At 62.2% G+C, this 22,179-nt stretch carries 20 protein-coding genes; 6 read left to right on the top strand and 14 right to left on the bottom strand.

Annotation, left to right across the window (positions count from 1 at the left end):
* Positions 1-94: 94 nt before the first annotated feature.
* The 5 genes from proC to RY1_RS14920 are packed head-to-tail and all read right to left on the bottom strand — an operon-like array spanning position 95 to position 4,779.
* Positions 95-910: a pyrroline-5-carboxylate reductase gene (gene proC / locus RY1_RS14940; protein WP_072804413.1), complete on the bottom strand. Its 816-nt coding sequence runs from the start codon at positions 908-910 to the stop codon at positions 95-97.
* Positions 911-928: 18 nt separating this feature from the next.
* The gene (locus RY1_RS14935) at positions 929-1,756 is read right to left on the bottom strand and encodes a thioesterase family protein (protein ID WP_072804412.1); all 828 of its coding nucleotides are present in this window, start codon (positions 1,754-1,756) and stop codon (positions 929-931) included.
* Between the two features lie 37 nt (positions 1,757-1,793).
* Positions 1,794-2,636: a sugar phosphate isomerase/epimerase family protein gene (locus tag RY1_RS14930; RefSeq protein WP_072804410.1), complete on the bottom strand. Its 843-nt coding sequence runs from the start codon at positions 2,634-2,636 to the stop codon at positions 1,794-1,796.
* A gap of 11 nt (positions 2,637-2,647) precedes the next feature.
* Positions 2,648-3,829, bottom strand: a complete 1,182-nt coding sequence (locus RY1_RS14925) for an Rv0497 family membrane protein (protein ID WP_072804408.1) — start codon at positions 3,827-3,829, stop codon at positions 2,648-2,650.
* On the bottom strand, positions 3,826-4,779 hold the full coding sequence (locus RY1_RS14920) for a Ppx/GppA family phosphatase (RefSeq protein WP_072804406.1): 954 nt from the start codon (positions 4,777-4,779) through the stop codon (positions 3,826-3,828). The genes RY1_RS14925 and RY1_RS14920 overlap by 4 nt, the downstream gene beginning before the upstream one ends.
* Positions 4,780-4,812: 33 nt before the next feature.
* Between RY1_RS14920 and RY1_RS14915 the strand changes: the two genes are divergently transcribed.
* Positions 4,813-5,613 carry a DUF3109 family protein gene (locus RY1_RS14915; RefSeq protein WP_072804404.1) on the top strand — a complete coding sequence of 267 codons (801 nt, stop codon included), beginning with the start codon at positions 4,813-4,815 and terminating at the stop codon, positions 5,611-5,613.
* Positions 5,614-5,655: 42 nt separating this feature from the next.
* Here RY1_RS14915 and RY1_RS14910 read toward each other — a convergent pair whose 3' ends face one another.
* Positions 5,656-6,681: an NAD(P)-dependent alcohol dehydrogenase gene (locus RY1_RS14910; protein WP_072804402.1), complete on the bottom strand. Its 1,026-nt coding sequence runs from the start codon at positions 6,679-6,681 to the stop codon at positions 5,656-5,658.
* A 236-nt stretch (positions 6,682-6,917) separates the two neighbouring features.
* Between RY1_RS14910 and RY1_RS14905 the strand changes: the two genes are divergently transcribed.
* On the top strand, positions 6,918-7,247 hold the full coding sequence (locus tag RY1_RS14905; RefSeq protein ID WP_072804400.1) for a hypothetical protein: 330 nt from the start codon (positions 6,918-6,920) through the stop codon (positions 7,245-7,247).
* A 45-nt stretch (positions 7,248-7,292) separates the two neighbouring features.
* On the opposite strand, the gene RY1_RS14900 is transcribed toward RY1_RS14905, so the two are convergent.
* From RY1_RS14900 to RY1_RS14885, 4 genes are all read right to left on the bottom strand, one after another.
* The gene (locus tag RY1_RS14900; RefSeq protein WP_072804399.1) at positions 7,293-7,982 is read right to left on the bottom strand and encodes a winged helix-turn-helix domain-containing protein; all 690 of its coding nucleotides are present in this window, start codon (positions 7,980-7,982) and stop codon (positions 7,293-7,295) included.
* A complete protein-coding gene (locus tag RY1_RS14895) occupies positions 7,979-9,148 on the bottom strand; it encodes a sensor histidine kinase (protein ID WP_072804397.1) in 1,170 nt (389 codons plus the stop codon). The genes RY1_RS14900 and RY1_RS14895 overlap by 4 nt, the downstream gene beginning before the upstream one ends.
* A gap of 118 nt (positions 9,149-9,266) precedes the next feature.
* Positions 9,267-10,022 (bottom strand): phosphoglyceromutase, encoded by a 756-nt coding sequence (locus RY1_RS14890; RefSeq protein WP_072804395.1) that lies wholly within the window; start codon positions 10,020-10,022, stop codon positions 9,267-9,269.
* Positions 10,019-11,161, bottom strand: a complete 1,143-nt coding sequence (locus RY1_RS14885; RefSeq protein ID WP_072804393.1) for a low temperature requirement protein A — start codon at positions 11,159-11,161, stop codon at positions 10,019-10,021. The genes RY1_RS14890 and RY1_RS14885 overlap by 4 nt, the downstream gene beginning before the upstream one ends.
* 253 nt (positions 11,162-11,414) lie before the next feature.
* Here RY1_RS14885 and RY1_RS14880 point away from each other — a divergent pair, with 253 nt between their 5' ends.
* Complete coding sequence (locus RY1_RS14880; RefSeq protein ID WP_072804392.1) at positions 11,415-11,678, top strand: type II toxin-antitoxin system Phd/YefM family antitoxin; 264 nt, start codon at positions 11,415-11,417, stop codon at positions 11,676-11,678.
* A gap of 46 nt (positions 11,679-11,724) precedes the next feature.
* Positions 11,725-11,952: a hypothetical protein gene (locus RY1_RS14875; RefSeq protein WP_218019803.1), complete on the top strand. Its 228-nt coding sequence runs from the start codon at positions 11,725-11,727 to the stop codon at positions 11,950-11,952.
* A gap of 105 nt (positions 11,953-12,057) precedes the next feature.
* Here RY1_RS14875 and RY1_RS14870 read toward each other — a convergent pair whose 3' ends face one another.
* From RY1_RS14870 to RY1_RS14860, 3 genes are all read right to left on the bottom strand, one after another.
* The gene (locus RY1_RS14870) at positions 12,058-13,233 is read right to left on the bottom strand and encodes a hypothetical protein (protein ID WP_139279861.1); all 1,176 of its coding nucleotides are present in this window, start codon (positions 13,231-13,233) and stop codon (positions 12,058-12,060) included.
* 125 nt (positions 13,234-13,358) lie between these two features.
* Positions 13,359-15,191 carry a hypothetical protein gene (locus RY1_RS14865; RefSeq protein ID WP_072804387.1) on the bottom strand — a complete coding sequence of 611 codons (1,833 nt, stop codon included), beginning with the start codon at positions 15,189-15,191 and terminating at the stop codon, positions 13,359-13,361.
* Between the two features lie 4 nt (positions 15,192-15,195).
* The gene (locus RY1_RS14860; protein ID WP_503629806.1) at positions 15,196-18,567 is read right to left on the bottom strand and encodes a DUF499 family protein; all 3,372 of its coding nucleotides are present in this window, start codon (positions 18,565-18,567) and stop codon (positions 15,196-15,198) included.
* 127 nt (positions 18,568-18,694) lie between these two features.
* On the opposite strand from RY1_RS14860, the gene RY1_RS14855 reads away from it, so the two are divergent.
* On the top strand, positions 18,695-18,940 hold the full coding sequence (locus RY1_RS14855; RefSeq protein ID WP_072804383.1) for an AbrB/MazE/SpoVT family DNA-binding domain-containing protein: 246 nt from the start codon (positions 18,695-18,697) through the stop codon (positions 18,938-18,940).
* A complete protein-coding gene (locus RY1_RS14850; protein WP_072804382.1) occupies positions 18,937-19,323 on the top strand; it encodes a PIN domain-containing protein in 387 nt (128 codons plus the stop codon). The genes RY1_RS14855 and RY1_RS14850 overlap by 4 nt, the downstream gene beginning before the upstream one ends.
* On the opposite strand, the gene RY1_RS14845 is transcribed toward RY1_RS14850, so the two are convergent.
* The gene (locus RY1_RS14845) at positions 19,320-22,097 is read right to left on the bottom strand and encodes a DUF1156 domain-containing protein (protein WP_072804380.1); all 2,778 of its coding nucleotides are present in this window, start codon (positions 22,095-22,097) and stop codon (positions 19,320-19,322) included. The two genes, RY1_RS14850 and RY1_RS14845, sit on opposite strands and share 4 nt — an antisense overlap.
* Between the last annotated feature and the right edge of the window lie 82 nt (positions 22,098-22,179).

Raw genomic sequence — 22,179 nt, 5'->3', positions numbered from 1 at the left:
AGGCTTCCCCTCCTGCCGAACAGACACGCACGTGCTACCTGTGAGCTTAACGTGACCAATGGGGTTACTGCGACGGGTGTAGGCAATCGAATTTTTATTCTGCTGTGATGCCCATCTCAGTGGATCGGTCCTTTGCGGCGCCCAAAGCGTCGAAAAACGCTGCTCGGAGGCCCTTCGACTCCAATTCTCGGACCGCAGCGGCCGTCGTGCCGCCGGGAGAAGTCACTGCATATCGCAGGGCCGTCGGCGTCTCGTCCGAGCGATCGAGCATGGCGGCCGACCCGACCATCGTCTGAACGACAAGAGAAGTGGCCACTTCACGCGTCAAACCGAGACCGACACCCGCGTCGATCATCGCCTCGGCGACGAGAAAGAAGTAGGCGGGTCCCGAACCCGAGACTGCGGTGACGGCGTCGAGTTGATTCTCCTTGACAGTCACCACCTTGCCGACGGTGGACAGAATCGTGCGGACCAACTCGAGGTGCTCGGGCTTGGCGTAGCGGCCGGGTGAGAGCACGCTGACGCCCTCACCGACGAGCATGGGAGTGTTCGGCATGACACGGATGACGGGGAATCCTGCAGGGAGCTTGGGCTCGAACTTCGACGTCGGCACACCCGCGGCGAGCGAAACGATCAACTGCTCGCGTTCTCCGTCGAGATCGATCTTGGAGATTTCGGTGACGACCGAGTCGATATCGTTCGGCTTGACCGCCAACACGATCACGTCGGCGTTCTCCGACGCCTCGGAAATCGACGCGGTGAGTATCCCGTACGTCGACGCCAACTCCTGCGCACGAGCACCGAACTTCTCTGCCACCACCAGGTCACGGACTGCATGGCCCGATTCGAGGAGGCCCGCGATCAGCGCTTCGCCGATCCGGCCACCTCCGATTACTGCAATTCTCGTCATGCGCTCAAGCGTATGCGGCTACCTCGGCACCATCGCCAACTGCCTGCTCTGGACGACCACGGCGCCCGTCGAGTCCAGGACGAGATGGTCCTCCTCGAACCAGGTGCCGCCGATGACGGTGCTGCTCGCCTCGACGCGAAGCCAGCCGGGCGCAGGATGCTTGCGCAGGTACGCAGTCAGCTGGACCGTCGGCGCCCAGCCGAACAGTCCACGGTTCATCGTCACCGGTGCGCAGATATCGCCGGTCATGAGCGCGAACAGCACCGCGGTGTCGACGTCGGCCTCGTCGTCGGGGCGCGGACGCACCCACATCCGGACCTCCGACTCCCCCTGCTGCCCGGTCAGGAAGTGCGCGGAGTTCGCATCGATCCGCATCTCGCAGCCCTTCGCCACGTGCACGATCCGTGCCATCGGGTGATCGCCGCCGATCAATTGTGCGTCGGACGGCGGCTCGGCAGGCATCGACGCGAGCGGCGACGGCACCTCGTGGCGCGGCGTGTCGGTGTCCGCTCGCCCCAACGTCACGACGGCACGGACCGCGACCCGGTCACCCTGCGTCATCTCGACGTCGACATGGCTGACCTGCTTGCCGCGCTTGCGGACGATCGTCGTCAGATGCACCTCACCCGGATCCGGCGCGCTGAGGTAGCTGACACTGACAGCAAGGGGCTGTAGATCGTCGTCCAGTTGCGCGGTGGCGGCCGCGGCACACACGGCGAGCATCGTTCCGCCGTGCACCTTCGGCCCGATCGTCCATGTCGAATCGATGACGGCGGTGAATGCGCCTTCGGTGTCCGTACGGCTGGCAGTGGTCAGAGTTGTTGCAGATCTGAAGGGGCTGGTCATCGGTCGTGCCTTTCGGATGTTGCGGATCGAGCGGCGTCTAGCTCAGATGACGCCGCGCGAAATCCAATGCCTGGCCGAGCATCGACGCCCGTTCCGGCAACGTTCGCGCGTTCTGCGTGTTGATCTCGACGACCGCCTGGCCGCGGAAGCCGCGTCGCATCAGTTCAGTGCACACCTCGACGCACGGCTGGTCGCCGTGTCCGGGGATGAGGTGCTCGTCGACGGACGCTCCCCTGCCGTCGGCGAGGTGAAGGTGCGCCAGACCGTCGCCCATTCGGTTCATCATCTCGAGGGCATCGGTGCCCGCCGTGGCAGTGTGGGAGAGATCGAGTGTGTAATGCGCATGCCCGGAGTCGGTCGGGTCGTACGACGGCGCGAACGCCGACAGCGCAGCACCCGGACCACCCCGCTTGCGCAGCCGAGCGGCCGAGCCTTCCTTCCGACCGAAGAAGCGGTCCGCGCGCATCGGAAACATGTTCTCGACAGCCACGGCGACGTCGGAACCCATCTCCAGATCCGCAACCTGATCCGCGAAACCGTCGGCGTACTTCTTCTGCCACCGAAAAGGCGGATGCACGACGACGGTGGCCGCTCCCAGCTTTTCCGCCGCCTGCACCGATCGCTCCAATTTCGCCGCCGGGTCAGCTCCCCACACCCGCTGCGAGATCAGCAGGCACGGCGCGTGAATCGCCTGCACCGCAATTCCGTACTTCCGCGACAGTGCCGCGACAGCTTCGACGTCCTGGCTGACCGACTCCGCCCACACCATCAGCTCGATGCCGTCGTAGCCCAATTCGGCCGCGTAGCGGAACGCTGCTTCGGTGTTCTGCGGGTAGACCGAGGCGGTGGACAGGCCGATGGCGACATCAGACGCGGGCATGCACGTCCTTGTCAGCCAGTACTCAGTTGGAACGCCAGCGGCCCGAGTGTCACGAACACGCCTACCGCGATGGCGATGACCATGCTGATCATGTCGTCGGTCCGCCGCAGAATTCGGACCACCGCGACGAGTCCCACGATGACCAGCACCGCAAGGATCAGCGCGACCCATGGCAGCACGTCCCACAGCTTCTCGAAGCCCTTGAACAGCAGTGCTCCGACAATGATCGACACCACGGCCTGACCTGCGAGCACGAGCCACTGCCGTGCGGCGTCCTTCTTGACAGCAGGCGCTGCGCCCGCAGCCTCGGACACTTCGGTATCGGACACTTCAGCATCGGACACTTCGGTATCGGACACTGCGGTGGCCGCGTCTTCCTGCTCGCTCGCAGGCTTGACCAACGACACCTTCTCGGCCGCGTCCTCAGCCGGCAACATCGGCTTCGGCAACTCTGCCTTCGGCAACACTGGCGTCGGCAACTCTGCCTTCGGAATCGCCTGCGTCCTCGGCTGCACCAGGGCCGTGGCCCGCTGTGCTTCCGATTTCTGCGGCGCCTCCGCCTTCGATGCCTGCGGTGTCTGGGGTTTGCCGGTCACCGGCCCTGCGGGCGTGGGCCGGACGTCGGTCTTCGGTTCGGCGTCCTCGGTTCGGGCAGCTCGACTTCTCGGCACGAATCCCGAAGTCCTGGCACTGCGCTCGGCAGGCTTGGACACGTCAGGCTTGGAAACATCGGGCTTGGAAACTTCGGGGGCAGGGCGCTGCGTCACAGGAACCGGACGCTGGGACGGACGCGCGCCGTAGGGCCGACGCTCGCTGTCATCGCGCACCTGGCCGTCATCACGCGCCTGGTTCAGATCGCGCGCCTCGCTGAGATCGTGTGCCTGGTTGAGCAGATCCGCGGCAGCCGTCGTCGATCCGGACAGCAGTTCGGGTTCCGCCTGCCTGCGCGCGGTCGATCGAGTCCGAGTAGGTGGTGCTTCGGATTCGGGCTCGATGACGGGTGCGTCGACGGCCGCGGGCGCGGCCCTGACGATGGGGATCTCTCCGGTCAGTTCGGCGACCGAGATGCCGCCCTTGACGCCGCGTCGACGACGCCCACCCGCGTTCAGGTCGGTCTTCTGACCGTTGCGTGCAAGTAATTCGGCGACAGAGATCTGCCCGGTGTCCTCCGGGTCCGTAGTGCTACCGGTCACGTCGTGCTCACCACCAGATCGCCGTCCGTTTCGGTGTCCAGCTTCCGCAAAATCAAACCTTCCCTGAGCGCCCACGGGCAGATCTCGATCGTATCGATCGACAGTGCTCGCATGCTCGCCTCCGCTACCAACGCCCCTGCCACCAATTGCGGTGATCGGTCGGCGCTGACTCCTTCCAATTCTGCACGGTCCGACGCAGTCATCCTCGAAATGAACGCTATGAGTTGCCTGAGACCGTTCGCAGTCAATGTTCGCGTGACCCTCGGACCTGCGGCCGACGGGGCTGCGCCGGTCAGCCGCGCGAGCGACCGGAAAGTCTTGGATGTGCCGACCGTACGGTCGGGCTCGCCCGCGGCAAGCAGTTCCTTCGCCGGGGTCGCGAGTTCCGCGTCGAGCCAGTCCCGAAGGACGGCGACGCGTCGTTTGCCGGGCGGGTCGGCGTCGAGCCAGTCCCTGGTCAACCGGCCCGCGCCGAGCTGGAGCGAGAACGCGATGTCTGGATCCTCGTCGCTTCCCGACGTCAGTTCGAGGGATCCGCCGCCGATGTCGAGGTTCAGAATTCGGCCTGCACTCCAGCCGTACCACCGTCGAACCGCGAGGAACGTCAGCCGTGCCTCGTCGACTCCCGACAACGTTTGCAATGCGACGCCCGTCTCATCGAGAACACGCGCCAGAACTGCGTCACTGTTGTGAGCATCACGTACCGCCGACGTCGCGAACGCCATGAGTTCCTCGCAACCGGACCTCGTCGCAATAGCCGCGAAGTCCCCCACCTCGTTGACCAGGCGATCTGCACCCGCGCGGGTGATGTTTCCGTCGGCGTCGGTGTTCTCGGAGAGCCGCAGCGTGGCCTTCGACGAACTCATCGGGGTCGGGTGTCCCCCTCGATGGGCATCGACGACGAGTAGATGCACCGTATTGCTTCCGACGTCCAGCACCCCTAATCGCACATCACTACGGTACTGGGTCTAGCGTCGTCACTTGTGACAGCAGGTAGTAAGCAGCAGGAGTTCGCTGCAGAAGTCGACCTGGACTTCCCCCGCGAATGGGTGGAATTCCCCGATCCGGACAATTCCGAGCACGTGATCTCGGCGGACCTGACGTGGTTGCTGTCGAACTGGACGTGTGTGTTCGGCACCCCTGCATGCCAGGGAACCGTCGCCGGACGACCCGACGACGGTTGCTGCTCGCACGGGGCGTTTCTGTCCGACGACGAGGACAAGCGCAAACTCGACGCCTCGGTCGAAATGCTCACTGCCGAGGACTGGCAGCTGATGGACAAGGGGCTCGGCAAGAAGGGATACGTCGAGTACGACGATCTCGATGACGAGCAGTCGCTCCGCACACGCCGCTACAAGGGCGCGTGCATCTTCCAGAATCGGCCCGGATTCGCGGGCGGGATCGGCTGTGCGCTGCATTCGATGGCTCTGCGCAAGGGCATCGAGCCGCTCGAGGTCAAACCCGACGTGTGCTGGCAGCTGCCCATTCGCCGCACCCAGGACTGGGTGACACGTCCGGACGGCACGGAGATCCTGAAGACGACCATCGGCGAGTACGACCGGCGCGGGTGGGGCGAAGGCGGCCATGAATTGAGCTGGTACTGCTCCGGCTCCCCGGACGCGCACGTAGGCGCCAAGCAGGTGTTCGAGTCGTACAAACCCGAGCTGACCGAACTCCTCGGCAAGCCTGCATACGACGAGTTGGCGTCACTGTGCAGGCGTCGCCGAGGGCTCGGACTCATCGCGGTGCACCCGGCGACGCGTGAGGCGCAGCGAACCAAATAGCAGACCGGCGAACCGAACAGCCGGCCGGCGAACCGAACAGGGCTAGGGAACGATGACCGCGCGTCCCCGGATCTTTCCGGCGTGCAGGTTGTCGTATGCGTCCGTTGCCTGATCGAGGCTGTACTTCTCGACGTGGATCTCGATGGCACCGCGCTTGGCGAGTTCGACGACCTCCATCAATTCGGCACGTGATCCCCAGTTGATCGCGCGGCCGGTCACGTCGAGAGGCACGGTGCGCTGACCGATCGGGACTGCACCGCTGGCAACACCGATGACGACGACCTGACCGGCGGTGGCCACCATCTTCGCGGCGAGGTCGGTTGTCGGTGCGATGCCGACGAAGTCGAAGACGACCTCCGCGCCGAGGCCACGGGTGATGCCCTTGACGGAATCCACGGCCGCAGGATCCGATACGAACGTGTGGTCCGCGCCGACCTTGCGTGCGAACTCGAGCTGATCTTCTCCGACGTCCAGGGCGACGACGGTCGATTGCGTCAGGGCCTTGAGAATCTGGATAGCAACGTGGCCGAGGCCGCCTGCGCCGATGACGACTGCCGTCGTACCCGGAGTAAGTCTGGTCAGCGCGGATTTCACGGCGCGGTACGGCGTCAGGCCTGCGTCCGTCAGGGACACACTGGTCACCGGGTCGAGATCGCCCAGCGGAACCAGGTGGCGCGCGTCGTCGACGATCATGTACTCGGCCATTCCGCCGTCGCTGAAGATTCCGGGCGCACGCATGCCCTTCTCGCAGTTCATCTCGTCACCCTGGGCGCAGTGGTAGCACCGGCCGCAGCCCCACGGGCCGTAGACGATGACCGACTCGCCGATCTCGACGCCGGTGACTCCGTTGCCGATGGCCTCGACGATGCCTGCAACCTCGTGACCGAGCGTCAACGGCAGTGGCTTGAAGTAGTACTCCTCCTCCGGCACCCCCATGATGAACTCGTCGGAGTGACAGGCACCGGCTGCGGTGACTCGAAGCAGGATTTCGGAAGCACCGGGCGTCGGCTTGTCGATGTCGACGAGTTCGGGACGGGAACCGATGGTGCGGTACTGCAGGGCTTTCATGGCCGATCTTCTTCCATTGTGGGGTCGAGCCACACGGTCGATGTATGTCCGCATGGCAATACATCCACACTACGACCGTAGTTAGTTGAGTTCATCTCCAAAATGTCGCCCGTGAGGTGAATCCCGACACGTCTGATCCTCGAAGGATGATTTCCGGTCGAACGGGCCCGTGCGCGGGTGACTCGGACCGACACTGCGTGTATCGGGGACGAGAAACGACGAAAGGGCACCGAACCATGATGAAGAAGATGTTGGCCGCCACCGCCATTGCGCTGGGGCTCGCCGCAGGGCTTGCGCCCACGGCATCGGCCGACCAGATCAACGACAACTGGTACGACGCCACCTGGCAGTTCGTCGGCGTCCTCGAGCCGGGCGGCATCGACTCGGGCAGCGCGGGCCAGAGCGATCTACGCTCCATCGTCGTCAGCCCGTGGGGAACGACGCGGCTCGTCGAGTGCCGCGGGGACGGCCACTACATCGTCAAGGAATGCCGGCAGGAAGGCCATTGGCTCGTCCACGCTGCTGGCTACCCGTTCCGGGACACGTGGGTCTACAACCCGTTCTGAGCCTGGGCAGGGTCGAGTGCACGCGGGGTGCACTCGACCCTGCCGCTAGCCCTCCAGCTTGTATCCGAGTCCGCGTACGGTGACCAGATGTTCGGGCTTGGCCGGATCGGACTCGATCTTCGACCGCAGTCGTTTGACGTGCACGTCGAGGGTCTTGGTATCGCCGACGTAGTCCGCACCCCACACCCGATCGATCAACTGGCCACGCGTCAGGACGCGGCCCGAGTTGCGTAGCAGATACTCGAGCAGGTCGAACTCCTTGAGCGGCAACGTGATCTGCTCCGAATTGACCATCACCACGTGGCGTTCGACGTCCATGCGCACCGGGCCTGCCTCCAGCACACCGGTATCGGCGACACCGTCGAGATCGGCATCGTTGCCGCGGCGGAGAACTGCGCGGATCCGGGCGATGAGTTCACGCGCGGAATACGGCTTCGTGACGTAATCGTCCGCACCCAGTTCCAGGCCGACGACCTTGTCGATCTCACTGTCGCGTGCGGTCACCATGATCACGGGAACCCCTGAGCGCGAACGCAACTGCTTGCACACGTCGGTTCCGCTCATGCCGGGGAGCATCAGATCGAGCAGGACGATATCTGCCCCTGCTCGGTCGAATTCCGCGAGCGCCGACGGCCCGTCGCCGACGACGGTTGCCTCGAAACCCTCCTTGCGCAGAAGGAAGGCCAGTGGATCGGCCAACGATTCCTCGTCCTCGACGATCAGCACGTTGGTCACTGTTGCTCACTTTCTGTCGACCCGAGGTCGTCTTCTTCGAAATAGGCAGGGATCTGCAGAGTGAAGGTCGATCCGGTGCCGAGCTTGCTCCACAGCGAGATGTTCCCGTTGTGGTTGGCTGCGACGTGTTTGGCGATGGCCAGGCCGAGGCCCGTTCCACCGGTTGCCCGCGAGCGTGCTTTGTCGACGCGGAAGAATCGTTCGAAGACCCGCTCCTGGTCCTCCTTGGCGATGCCGATGCCTCGGTCGGTGACCGCAAAGGCGACCGACCCGCCGCGCAGCGCCCTGCTCACCGATACCGGGGAGCCGTCAGGGGAATATGCGATCGCGTTCTGAATGAGATTCGCGAGCGCCGTCACCAGCAGCGTCTGATCCCCCAGCACCTCGAGTCCACTCGGATGATCGGTGGTGACGGTGATTCCCGCGTTCTCCGCTGCCAGCTTGGAACGATCGAGTGCATCGCCCACAACGGTGTCGACGTCGACGACCTCGAGGTCGGGCAACTTCTCGGCACCCTGTAGTCGCGACAGGGCGATCAACTCGGTCACCATGTTGCCGAGCCGCTTGGATTCGACGACGACCTTGCCGCCGAAGTGGCGCACCGACTGGGGGTCGTCGGCCGATTCGAGCAATGCCTCGGCCAGCAAACTCATCGCACCGACGGGAGTCTTCAGTTCGTGGCTGACGTTCGCGACGAAGTCACGGCGCGTCGCCTCCATCCGTACCTGCTCGGAATCGTCGTCGGCGAACAGGACGACGAACCTGCTGTCCTCCTTGCTGAGCAGCCGCGCAGTAGCGCGCACAGCGATCTTGTCCCGACCGGTACGCGGACTCTTCGACGTCAGATCCACTTCGACGGACTGGCCGTCGAGAAGGACCTTCTGCGCGGCCTGCCACGCTCGATCGTCGATGAGGCGGTTACGCACGAGACCCAACTCCTCGGCTCGCGGATTGAACAGCACGACGTCGTGGAACTTGTCGACGACTGCAATTCCGCTCTCCGACGCCAACACGATCAGGTCCAGAACCTGAGACATCGTCAGGCCCGACGAGGCCCGTCGTCGTTCCGAGTGCCGCGTGTTGAGGAACGGAATGAGAACACCGCCGACGAGATATCCGCCGAACGCTGCAGACAATGCCAGCAGGACGGCCGATGCAACACTCACACCGGAATCGTACGTTCGATGGACAGCTCACATACGCAGGGTGCAGGCATTTCCCTGGTGGTTACAGTCCTCGTCGACAGTGTTCTTCGTTCGTTCATCTACTGTTCCGGCACAATGCCTACTTGGCGCCCTGATTCGCGACGGCGGCGGCGCCTGCGGCGGCGGCTTCGGGGTCCAGGTACGTTCCGCCCGGGTTCGACGGCACGAGCTTTCCGCCCCCGGCCTCGAAGTCGTACTGCAGCGGAATCCCGGTCGGGATGTTCAGCGCTGCGATGTCGGCGTCGGAGATCTCGTCGAGGTACTTCACGAGCGCACGCAGCGAGTTACCGTGCGCGGCGACGAGGACGTTCTTGCCCGCCTTCAGCTCCGCGACGATGACCTCTTCGAAGTACGGGATGAGCCGGTCGACGACATCCTTCAGGCACTCGGTCAGCGGCACGCTGTCGAGATCCGCGTAGCGCGGATCGGCGTCCTGGCTGTATTCGCTGCCGGCCTCGATCGCCGGCGGCGGGGTGTCGTAGCTACGACGCCACAGCATGAACTGCTCGTCGCCGTACTTGTCCTTGGTCTCGGCCTTGTTCAGACCCTGCAGCGCGCCGTAGTGACGCTCGTTGAGACGCCAGTCGCGGACAACGGGGATCCAGTGCCGATCCGCGGCATCGAGCGCGATGTTCGCGGTGCTGATCGCGCGGCGCAGCAGTGAGGTGTACAGCACGTCGGGCAATACGCCTACCTCGGCGAGCAGCTCGCCCGCACGCTTTCCCTCGGCCTCGCCCTTGTCCGTCAAGCGGACGTCGACCCAACCGGTGAACTGGTTGGAGGCATTCCATTCACTCTCGCCGTGGCGAAGCAGAATCAAGGTTCCGATACTCATGCGGCCAGTTTCTCATGCTCGGTGCCGAGCGGCCTGCGCACGACGAGCACCGCCACGATGAGCACCATGACCGCGGCCGTCAGGGTGATCGGAATCGGGATGATCGGGTCGAGCAGTACCAACAGCGCACCGACGGGGACGACGGTGTTGACGACTCGATCGGCGTTGTCCTTGATGGCGATGAACCACACTCCGAGTACGAAGACCGCGATCGGGACGGTGACCGTGAACGATGCGGCGATGTCACCGAGTTCGCTGTGATGGGTGAGGACGTCGATCTCCACTTCGATGCCCGCCGAGAACGCACCTGCTGCGGCGAAGATGAAGTAATGCATGTAGCCGTATCTCAGTGAGCTGCCGAGACTTGCGATCGCCCGGTGATGCGGCGGCCAGAAGTAGATCCACCACATCGACGCCGTCACCACGAGGGTCAGGACGGAGATGGAGATCAGGGGCGCGAGAGCAGTCTCGTCGTGCAACGCCTCGATGATGGCGTTCGACGACGCCAACAAGGACTCACCGAGCAGGATCAACGTGAACAGCCCGTAGCGCTCGGTGATGTGGTGCGGATGCCATGGCGTCGTACCGTTTCTCTCGGCGACGACCGGGATCGCGATCTCGGCGACGGCGAGCACGAAGAATCCGATGTACTGCACCGGCCCGCCCGGCAACAGAAGCCACAGCAGCCACAGAACCTGGATCGTGGTGATCCCGGCTGCATAGGTCAGTGCCGCGGCCCGGTGCTCGGGGGATCTCGACGCCCGCACCCACTGTGCGACCATCGCGATGCGCATCACGATGTATCCGACGACCACTACCGTGTAGTCCTTGTCGGTGAACGCAGGCTCGATACCTGCCGCCAGGACGAGCACGCCCGCCATCTGTACGACCGTCAGGACGCGGTAGAGCCAATCGTCGGTATCGAACGACGTCGCGAACCACGTGAAGTTCATCCATGCCCACCAGATCCCGAAGAACACCATCAGGTAGCTGACGATGCCGTCGGCGATGTGGTTCTCGGTCAACGCATGATGCAGCTGGACCGCCGCGATACTGACGGCGACGACGAACACGAGGTCGAAGAACAATTCCAGCGGACTGGCTGCCCTGTGCGGTTCCTGCGGGTCCCGCGGGCGCATCGGGACGAGTCGATAGGACGTCGGTAGGTTCACGGGTAGGACGATAAATCACCGTCGCCCGAATTGTCCTGGGCCGTGTGGATATTCGGACATTTCAGACGAGGTCCGACTCTCAGGCGCAACTGAGTGCACACCGTCGACGTGTATCGACGGGTTTCCGTCGACTGGGGCCGCGAGTGTGCAATCCGACGCGGTCGAACGACGATGACTCGCGAGACCCGGGCACCGCTGAAATTGTTCGACACCGAAGAACATGACCGAGGTTGGGATTCGCGCTCTGAAGCAGAATGCGTCGGCGGTCGTCGCCGAGGCTGCAGCAGGTCAGTCGGTCACGATCACCGACCACGGCCGACCGGTCGCACGGCTGACATCCATACCTTCCTCGCCTCTCGGCGAACTGATCGCGACAGGAGCTATGCGTCCGGCACGACGGGACCTCAACGAGCTCGCTGAACCGCTTCCAGGGCCCAATCTGTCGAGTGAACTGTCCGAGATTCGTGGATCCGAACGGTTCTGACACTGCGGCCTTCTAGATGGACACTGCCGTCCTAGTGAAACTTGTTGTGGCGGAGAAAGAATCACCGTCGCTGTTGACATGGATCCGCGACGAAACACGCGTGCTCGTCTCGTCGGACCTGGCGCGAACAGAGCTTCTGCGCGCCGTACGAAGGAGTGGAACGGCGGCACTTATCACCCAGGCCCGAACCGTTCTGGATGCAATCGTGACCTACGACGACCGCATGGCCGAAGTGATTCGGGCGCAGGGAATCTCGGCGATTGCGCCGGCCTGAGCCGACGAGGACCCAGCTGGCGGGCGTGGCTCCCGCAGTCATCGAGCATGCTATCACACGAAGCGCATTGGATGTTCTTCTCCCCCAACTAATTTGGCCGTTTCATTACTGCGGTGGCGTGGCACCAGTCACCTCGCGGTACCAGTTGGATACTCGCTCGAGCCAGCCTCCGCTCCTCGGAGACGGTCGTGGCTGAGAATTGCCCGCAGCTTCCGACTCGTATCGGCGCAGACGGCAGAGCTTCCTTTCGACACCGTTCCGCACCATTGCCTGGATACCGCCGCCTGGCAGCCAGACAGGACCTTGCCGCCATACGGCTGCGACAGCCATCAAGAAAATCGACACGGGCACCACGATGAGCAGCGCCACCTGCACGGCCCGCGGCACCGGACCATTCTGCATTGACTCCATCGCAAGAATTGCCAAAGGTATGAGCAACATTGTGAACACCAGGAAAAGCATGCCAACGTACAGGACCACACCCGGGTTCCTGGTTACGAAGCCCTGTACGAGATACACCACAGCGGCACCGAAAACAATGGACAGGACCAACGAGACAGCCACTCCAACGATCGAATAGACGAAACCAACCCACACATGGTTCTTCAGGGCCGCACAGATAAGAACGGCGCCGGCGAAAATAGTTGCGGACCACGCCGTCGAGATGCACAGATCCTTAATTACCGCTTTACGTACCGAGCATTGCGAGCCGTGCCGCAACGGCCAACGGCGCAGTACGTTTTCCAGCTGCCAAATGTCGCCGTTGATACCTCCCGCGCGAACCTCGCGCTGCAAACTGCGCCCACTGTCTAGTCCTTCTACTGTGTGGACGGAAATTGCAACGACCGCAACGCACGAGATCAGAATGGTTGCCATTCGGGGTAGATCGAACCCGGTGGGTGCATATCCGATCATGGTAGATATCGCCACGAACACGCCCGCCTGACCAATGAGGAACGCGGGTAGCTCCATCAGCCGTCCGTACGCGTAAGCACGGAGATCGGGGTTTCCCCGTATCGACTGCCATACGATCAGATTGATTGCTACGATTGCGCCCGTCAACACACCGAGGATGGCAGCGGCGTCGGCGAAGTCCATGCTCACGACGACGACCCACGGCTCGAATCCCGGTGCAGGGTCGTCCGCCAGTCTGAGGGGCAACAGTGCGATCAGTAGGAATACGTAGACTCCAGCTGCGATTCCAACCTGCATCAACGCATCGTTCTTGAGCGATCTCGCATGCTCACGCGCCTGTTCGCCATCAATACTGTTCGTACTCATAACCACCCCCGTGGTCATAGGACATGAGTCCTAACTTGCGAGCGTTCGCCCGCGCCCTCCCCCTCGGAGAACGCCTCAGACTGCCACAGGGGTACGACAAGTTCCGCACCGAACAGAGAGCCCGGTCAGGTGGTCCGAAAATTCGGCAGATGCTCACCGATGTATCCGACGTAGATCTTTCCGGTGCCCGTCGCATGATTGAAGTAGTGCATCCGCGGACTGACGCTGCCGTACTTCGCGATTCGCACGTGAGCGCCCATGAACACCTTGCCCGCTGGGTCGACAACTTTCGGCACAGGCAGTATGCGGGGTGGACCGAAAAGTGGATGGCTCTGGGTCGATTTCGTCTCGCCGCTTGCGTGGCTACCCGGGGTGATGACCGCGCATCCCGCGGGCACGGCGTTGATGTAGTCGTCCACGCTGTCGTCGAACTGACCGGACGAGCGCAGTCGACAGTAGTCGTTCAGCCCGCGCAACGCGCTCCACGTGCGGATCGACCATTCCAGAAGGCCGTGCTCGTCCAACTCGAGTGCATACTTCGACTCACCGGTGAAGCGGACATGCTCGAATTCGCTTATTCGCTCGATCAACTCGGCGAAAGTCGTCGGAGGCTCGTCGGCCGGATTCGTTTCGGGTACCCAAGCCACAGTCCCCGCGCGGTCCAGTTTCGCGAGCTCGGAACGTAGGTGTCGGAGCTGCTTTTCTGCGTCATCGAGGTCGATTCGAGCCGCAGCAAGTTCGTCCTGCCCGTCCTGTGCGCGACGAAGAAACTCGACATTCTGATCTTCCAGATTGCTGCGCTCGTTCTCCAGGCTTCGCAGTCTGGTCCTGATCAGATCCAGACTGCGATTGCTGCTCAATGCTTCTGATGCCAGAGCACCGAGTCTGGCCACCGCGTCGACCGTCACTTCTGCCGAACCGATCACCGTCGACACCACCGATCGCAACGCGGCGAACACACCTCTCGACGTAGGAGGTTCCACATCCGACAGCGCTGCTGGCGTTTGAGGTTTTGTTGGTGCGGGAGCGAGCTCTTCGACTGGAGCGCTGACCTCGACCCGATCGACGATGGTGTCGTCGAGTAGCTGCCGTAGTTTCCGGTCGATCCGCACCAGTTCGTGCGGCAACGGCATCCCCGCGGAATGACGGCAAGCCGACCGCGCGAGCAATCCTCGCAACCGTGATCGCGAGTCTTCGACGATCCGGGCCGTCGTCAAGATGCGATGCCGCACCCCATCTCGTGGATCGTCGAGTCGCGGATCAGGAAGGAACGTTCGCACCGCCCACTCCCGGACGCGGTGAGATGCTGGCAGACGCGCATTCAGTGCGAGCGTCGCCGTCGCATCGAGGACGTACGCACTGGCGATGCCTCGTGTTCCCGCAAGTAGTTTCGAGATGAACCCCAGCCAGTCCGCGTGCGGAATGTTGACGTTGTCGTCTGCACCGGCAAGGAAAAGAAATCCGCGTCGGTCCGGATCCATGATTGCGTTGTAGATGTCGTCGACGTCGTCGACGGTTGCGCGGTACGGCTCCGCTGTGAGTCGATACGCCCCGTCGAGGCCTTCGGTGACCTGCAGGATGTTCCGCACCAGTCGTGGCACGCCAGGGGTTTGGGTGTCCGGACCGGACACATCGGTCCACACCCATCCGGAACTGTTCCGGTCGACGAGGGTTGTCACCTGGGTGACCCAGATGGCCTGGCCTTCGTCCTGGTGGAAGCGCCATCTCTCGATGGTGCTGCCATCCTGCCGTTCCTCGCGGACGAGCGAGGCAGTGACACCGTCAGCTATCTCGACGATGCCGGGTCCGACGATCTTGTCTGCGTCCCAGTTCTTTTCCTTGCACCACGCGTACAACTGCTCATGGACACGATCAGACAGATGGGCGTCACTGTTGACACGAAACAGAGAACGACACCCGAGTTCGGTCGTCTGGGCCAGATCCGGTGCCGTTGTCATGCGCTTAGCTGATGTCGAATTCGGACTGGTCGAAACCCAGGGTGCTCGCATTCTCCCGCACTGTTCGGATCAACGAGTCGTCGAAACCGGTCGAGTTGGAGGCACTGATCTCGATTCGCACATCGACATTTGTACCCGACAGCCCCGACAGATTGGCCAGAATCTCTTGCTGAATCGTCGAGAAGTCTCGTGCCGGGAAGTTGCCGTCGAGCGTTGCGGACCCGAAGTAACGAGTCATCCTGACGACCTCCGGTTTGCCGCCACCAGTGCCCGTGCCTCCGTCTGCTCCACCGCCGGAGCCGCCCGGACCGTCACCGCGGCCGTCCTCACCTGGCCCGTCGCCTCCCCCTCCAATTTTTTTGACATCACGGTCGCGCTGAGCCTGCGCCAGATCCGGCTTCACCACCAGCGCATCGTCGATCAGTTGAGGTGTGGCTACATCGCTGGGCAAGTGAATGTCGAGATACTCACCTGTTGCCTCGTCGAAGCCCGCTGCGAACCCGAATCCACTGAGCTGCCAGGTGGTGTCGTTGTAGACCGACAGCAGACCGTCGACCAAAGCATCGCGGTTCTTGAGTCTCGCCAGATACGGGTAGGTGGCGTACAGCGCGTACAAAGCACCGACCGAGATGTGCCCAGGTGCCCAACTCGGCGCCAAGTTCTCACCAGTCAGGTCCATCGATATCAGGCTCGATGATCGGGTCATCGACAATTGACTCTTCTCCACCATTCGCGTCGCAGTCCGAGCGACGAGGTCGGTGGTGGTCCCACCTGCGTTGAACGTCTCCAAAACATACGACGGTCCACTCGGCTGACTCGCTGCTATAGCCCACGTGAACGTATCCAGAAGTCGTCCGTCCACGACAGTGTTGGCTTTCGTCACCCGATCCTGTGCCTGGCGCGTCTGCTGTCCACCGAGACCAAGACCATCGGCATTGTCTTTGACGTACTGCCAGGCCAAGAACTGCCTGACTGCTTCGTCCAGCTCGCGTACCCTCTTATCATCGACTGCTAGGAATATCAGGGAGTTCTTGTAACCACGATTCGCAGTACCTCGGTGTTCCAAGCAGTTTCGGGCCCATTCGAGTGCCGTGCTGGAGGTACTGCGCGCTGTGTGAGTGAACTCCGGCGGGATGATGACGAGTCGCGTAGCAGGCTCGTCAGGCACGTCACCTGTCGACGACGGACATACGTGGACACCGACGAAGCTTCTGTCCAGCGTCGACCGCCGCGCGATCTCGAGCCGTCGTTCGATCTCGGCCCAGACGTCGGCCTTCGGTAGGTTGTCGGCGTGATCGCGAGCCGCGCGCGTCGTATTCGCCTGCGTGTCATACCAATAGCGGCCGGCATCGGTGTAGAGGTAGGTCGAATTATTGGCGAGGTGATCGAGGGCTGAGTGGAAGTTGCCAGGTACGTCGCCGGGCATCGCAGTGCCCAGGAAGATGCGTTGCTTGTCGATGCCCTTGTGGGCAGTGTGCAGGGTCGGCGTCGCGTCCATGAAGATGGTCTTGGCCAGACGCCGTGCCACCCTGCGTCGTCCTAGATGCTCGTTCTGTTGATCTATGTTGCGCGGCGCCGAGTTCTCACCGGCGACGTCACTGGTCAGGATGGGCCGCCATCCGTCGTCGAGGTACTGGGTGATCTCGGTGATCACCGAATCCGTTTCCAGCGGAATAAGCCCAGGCATGATGAACGGCGCAGCATCTTCGCTGCGCCACAAAGTTCCCACGATACGATTCATCATGCGAAGGACACCACGCGTGCGCTGGAAGCGATTCATCGTCGACCAGTCCTCGTACAGACGGTCGAACAGTTCGGGGTGAATGGGGTAGCACTGCTTGATCCGGTCCACGTAGTCCAGATCAGTTGTCTGGCTTGGAAACTCGGAGTGATACTTGCGGTAGTACTCGACCAACGCTTTCGAAATAGAGCTGATCTTCGCCAGGGTGTCACCGTCCGGTGCGACGAAGATTCGACGTCGAACGATCTCGAAGCTTTCCTGCGGGTTGGCCGGGAGCCAGTGGTCGGCCGTGCGGCCGACGATAGACTTCAGACGTGCAAGTGCCTCGCGCCCATTCTCACCGCCGACTTCCTCATCGTTGATCTCGTCGCTGTCGACGCGGTTGTCGTACGACGCAGGAATGGAGATGACGACCTGAATTCCCTTGACCGCTTTTGCGGCCTCGGTCAGCGTCTGCGCGAACGTGAACTGAGTGTCGAAGGTGCCGGACGGGAGTTCTTGCGGGGTGATGAGCTGACGCGCGTAGGCGACCCATTCGTCGATGAGAATTACTGCAGGCGAATATAGGTCGAAAAGCTCGCGTAGCGACGCCCCTGGATTCGTCGATGCGCGATCTGATGCTGCGATGACGTCGTACGCATCCTGCCCACCGAGCTGCCAGGCGAGCTCGCCCCACATCGTGCGAATGTTCGGTCGCCCGTCACGCGTGTCCTCGCTCGCGGGTTCCATCTGATTGCCGACGAGGGCAACGCGCCGAACGCCATTGGGCAGTGTGTCCAGCGGTCGCGCCAGAGCAGCTACGTCGTCGGGATAGCTTCCGCTCTTCAAGCCCGACGCAAGGTGCCACAGCGCCAGCATCGAGTGGGTCTTGCCGCCGCCGAAGTTGGTTTGCAGGTTAACGACTGGTGAGGCGTTCATGTCGCCGGACAGGCGCGCAACGTTGCGTTGGATGAGGTCTCGGAGGCCCTCCGTCAGGTAGGTGCGTTCGAAGAACTGAACTGCGTCCGAGTACTCCCCTGCCTCACCGCCCTCCGCGACAGTGTGGAGATCGGCAGCGAACTCAGCCGCGTTGAAGTTGTCCCTGGCGACGTCCGGGTGCGGACTGATGACCTCGCGCCACGGCGGCAAGTTGTCCGCCCGAACGTCTGCAGTTCCCAGCGTCCGTGCCGCTCGCGTGTCCTCACGATCGGACGCAACACGACGCAGGTCGATGCGAATCTTTCGCACCTGTTCGGCTTCTGCAGGCGCCCCGATGGCCTTGAGGAACAGCTCCGCGGTATCGAGCGCCCGTTGCGCTTCGTCGTTGTTGAAGGGTTCGAAATGTTGCGCCCGGTTACGGACGTCTTTCAGTTCCTCGGCGTAACTCTTCTGGACGCGAGAGAGCTTGGCATCGAAGGGATACCAGCCCTTCTTGACGGCATTCGGGATGTTGTCGGTCAGCATTCGCAGACCGTTCTGCACGTCATCGGGGTTGTAAGCCTTGTCCGGCGAAGCGCCCTTCGTCGCATCCTTCGCGCGGAGGAGGTCGATCCATGACTTGTCGCCCAGATCAGGAGTGAGAGTGCTTGCGATGAAGGTATTGAGCGCGGGCCCCAATAGCCCCAGAGTTTTCTGTACGCGCTCGAGGTTGTTCATCGCCATATTCCGCACCCCTTCATTTCTGCACAACACATTGTGTAATCACGACTGTAACCAGAGTGGGTGACATCGCCCCTTTTGACACAGCGTGGCACACATGCAGTTTACGTGGCATCCTGGTCACATGAGTGTCACCGTGGTCCTGGGCAAGCAAGGAAGATTCGTCGTGCCTGCTGGTTTGCGTTCCGAGTTGGGACTCAGCGAAGGCGAGGTGCTGTCGGTACAACGTGTCGGGTCCAAGTTGGTCATCGAACGGCCGTCGGACGCGACGCACACATTGAAGGGAATGCTGTCGGAGCTCAGCCGTGGACGATCGTTGGTCGAAGAGTTGCTGGCTGAGCGGATCGACGAGACACGACCCGAGCGGTGACCGTTCTCGACGCCTCGGCAGTGCTGGCTGTGCTCAACGACGAACCCGGCGCAGACGTGGTCGTCCGAGCGATGCTCGCCGGTGGAACCAGCATTTCGGCCGCTAACTTCGCTGAAGTACTCGGCAAGGTCGTCGATGTGGACGGCAATGTCGCGGCCGTGACGAGCACGCTAAGAGCCGCAGGAGTCGAGATCATCCCCCTCGACGCGCAGGATGCCGCGGTGGTCGCGGCCCTCCGTTCGGTCGACGGCGCGAAGGCATTGTCGTTGGGCGACCGTTGCGCGATCGCCTTGGCCGCGCGCAGCCGACCGCCTGCTGTGCTGACGGCCGACCGCGCATGGGCAGACCTCGACCTCCCGATCGACGTCGTCTTGATCCGCTAATCCAGGAGACTCGGCTGGTACGACGATTCGGGCGCCTGCCGAGCGATGTCGTTCCAGGCCGCGCCGAGGTTGTTGAAGTCGACCGCGAGCTTGGTCTTCTTCTTGTCTTCGGCCAGCTTGAAGAGAAGGCTCGCGAGTTCCTTGCACAGGTCCCAGTCGACGCCCCTCGGCACTCGACCGAGCAGAGTCGCCGCCGCCGGCACTCCCCCGTCGGCCAACACCCGCGTCAAATGCATCACGACCTCCCACTGACTTATCGACGTATCGGTCGACGGGTCGTAGTCGGCAGGCATATCCGCCGGTGCAATCAACGCGACCTTGCCACCACCGGTGGTCAGGATCCCCGCTCGCTGCAGGGCGTCGAGGTTAACACCACGCGCGTTCGCAACACTCTCGGCATCGCCGAATCGGCCAGTGTCGAAACCTGTTTGACGGAACCACGTCAGAGCGAAGCGCGTCTCCTTGTCGAAGTCGTTCTCCAGTTCGGTGAGCACCTCATCGAGAATTGCGTTGATCCGCTGCAACGCGGTGCGCACGGTCATCTTCGAACCGTCATCCTCGAGCACCGCGCTGTAGCGAGAGAACACCGCCATCCCGGGGCCGATCACAGCCTGCGGGACGTCGACCGGAGCGATGGCGCCCTGCTGAAGTTCGTGAAGCTTCTGTGGGAGTTCAGCTTTGAGGGCCTGAATGAATCCCCGACGATCGGTGCGGGGTGCGCCTTCCGGGCGTGGGCGGCAGGCCAGGACGATGGACGAAGCGAGTGCGTTGGTGCCACGGGCTAGCAGGCGATTACCCAATTCAGAACGCATAGGCCAGGTAGCAGTTATCTGCCAACCGGATCGGATCATGCCTTCCAACAACGTCTCCCAACCAGTTGACGCCTGACCGAAAGCAGAAGAGTCCTGTTGCTTAAAAGCATAGTAGACCGTAATAGGAAATTCATTGTTGGCATTAACGCGTGCGTTCCGGAAAACGTCACGGAATCCGTCTTCAAAGAACTTGCGAGCACCGTCCGGTCCGTCATGACGAAATGAATTGGCGACGAGTTCCTCGAGCTTTGGCACCAGAGTAGTCGCGAGAGTCGTTGGGAATATCGACTTAAGACTGCTGCGCAACCATATATAAAAAAAGTCCGAAAGATCGGAGTACCCAATATTATCGTAATATGGCGGATCAGTCGAAATTAATGCAGGACCCCCGACAGCCTCAATCGCATTGACCTGGCGCGCAAAGCCCGCCGTCCGTGGAGCGAGGCGATCGATACACTTTGCGACCCAATTCCATTGGTCGCGCATATTGCCCGAAGATGACGAGAACGGGTTTCCCTCACAGTAGTCCCAGACCATGGGTATAGCCTGACGGGCGAAGAGATGCCCTATGCCCTCATTTTTGGGATCGCTACGCCACGTGCAAATGGAGTTGTGATAGTCGGTCGCCTTCGAAACCCCGAAGGCTAACAACGTGGCAATCGATTCGGAGTAGGCAGCTGCACCCACCCCGCCGTTATCTAAACCCACGTCGTTCGGTGACAGCCCTGCAGTCTCAGCATCCACTCTTGCCGCCAACCCACTTTCTGAAACTAGACTGCTGAAAGTCGAGAGAACCTCAAGTTGGCGGGGAGTGAAGAGCGAAGCGAAGGTGTCCATTCCGTAGTTAGGCGTCTTGAAATCGCGAGTATTAGCCGGTAGGGACCCCATCGGAATCTGCTTCGGAAGCGCAACATTCGCCACCGTTTCGTGTGCAACGTCCGGCTCTAGGTAATGACGGCGGCGGCGTCCTTCAGCGACGATCGCCATCAGCTGCTTACCCAACCGTTTGGCCCGCCCTTCAATCCTGATGTACTTCAGTTCCACTGAGGTACTGCACCGCACACACGTCGCACCCGTCCGTCCAACGGTCCCGTCGGTCTCCTCGGTCGGCGCACTCTTCGGATCATGCCCAATCTCGAAGCGAACGGTCTTCCCCTCAATCACCGGAACGACATACGCCTCTTTGCCTTTTTTCTTCCCCAACCACCAGGACCTCACGAGGGGCATGGCAATCTGACACTCCGGGTTCGGGCAGGTCACTGTCCGCGCCCAAATCCATGCAATAACAGTCGCTTTCGACCCATCAGGCAATGTGGCCTTGGGATACAGATGCCCGATCCGCTTCTCCGCCTCGTCACGCATCCACTGGCCATACCGTCGGACATCCTCGGCGAGACCGGTTGCGCGAGGCCAATCCTGAATCTTCTCGTCCGCGGCACCAGGAAAGACCGGCGGTTGCCCCGCAAACTTCGGGGGGATCTCGATCAACGCCTTGTTGATCAACACCGCAACAGGATTCAAATCGGAAGCGTGGGCCTCGAGCCCGAGTCGCTGCGCTTCCAGCGGAATCGTCCCGCCACCCGCAAACGGATCCAGGATCGGAGGTGGGTTCCCGTCGGTGGACTCGAGAATCTTCTGATGCGCCTCAGCGAAAAGCGCTTCGTCGTTCGAGTTCTCCCACACAACCAGTCGCTCGATCAACTCGTGCAACTTCTTGCGCTCGAGAGCCTGATCTTCCTCAGTGGGATACAGATCTGGACGAGAGGACGGATCGTCGACGAGTTGAGCAAACAACACCGCACGAGCAGCAGCCAGAGGACGACGGGCCCACCACAGATGCAACGTCGATGGATGTCCGTGCCGGATCGACTTCTCCCGCGCAGACTCCTCGTTGATCTTCTGCAGCGGCAGGCTGACCTCGATCAGCTTCGTCTTACCAACATGTTGTGCAGCGTCGGACATGGCCGCCTCTCGATCGGAACAGAACTCTCGACCCTATCTCACACCATGTTGTGCATAGGGGAATTCGGTGGGTCTGCGCCAA

The sequence above is a fragment of the Rhodococcus yunnanensis NBRC 103083 genome (assembly GCF_001895005.1).
Taxonomy (GTDB): Bacteria; Actinomycetota; Actinomycetes; order Mycobacteriales; family Mycobacteriaceae; genus Rhodococcoides; species Rhodococcoides yunnanense.
This window is presented reverse-complemented; position numbering and strand designations above follow the sequence as displayed.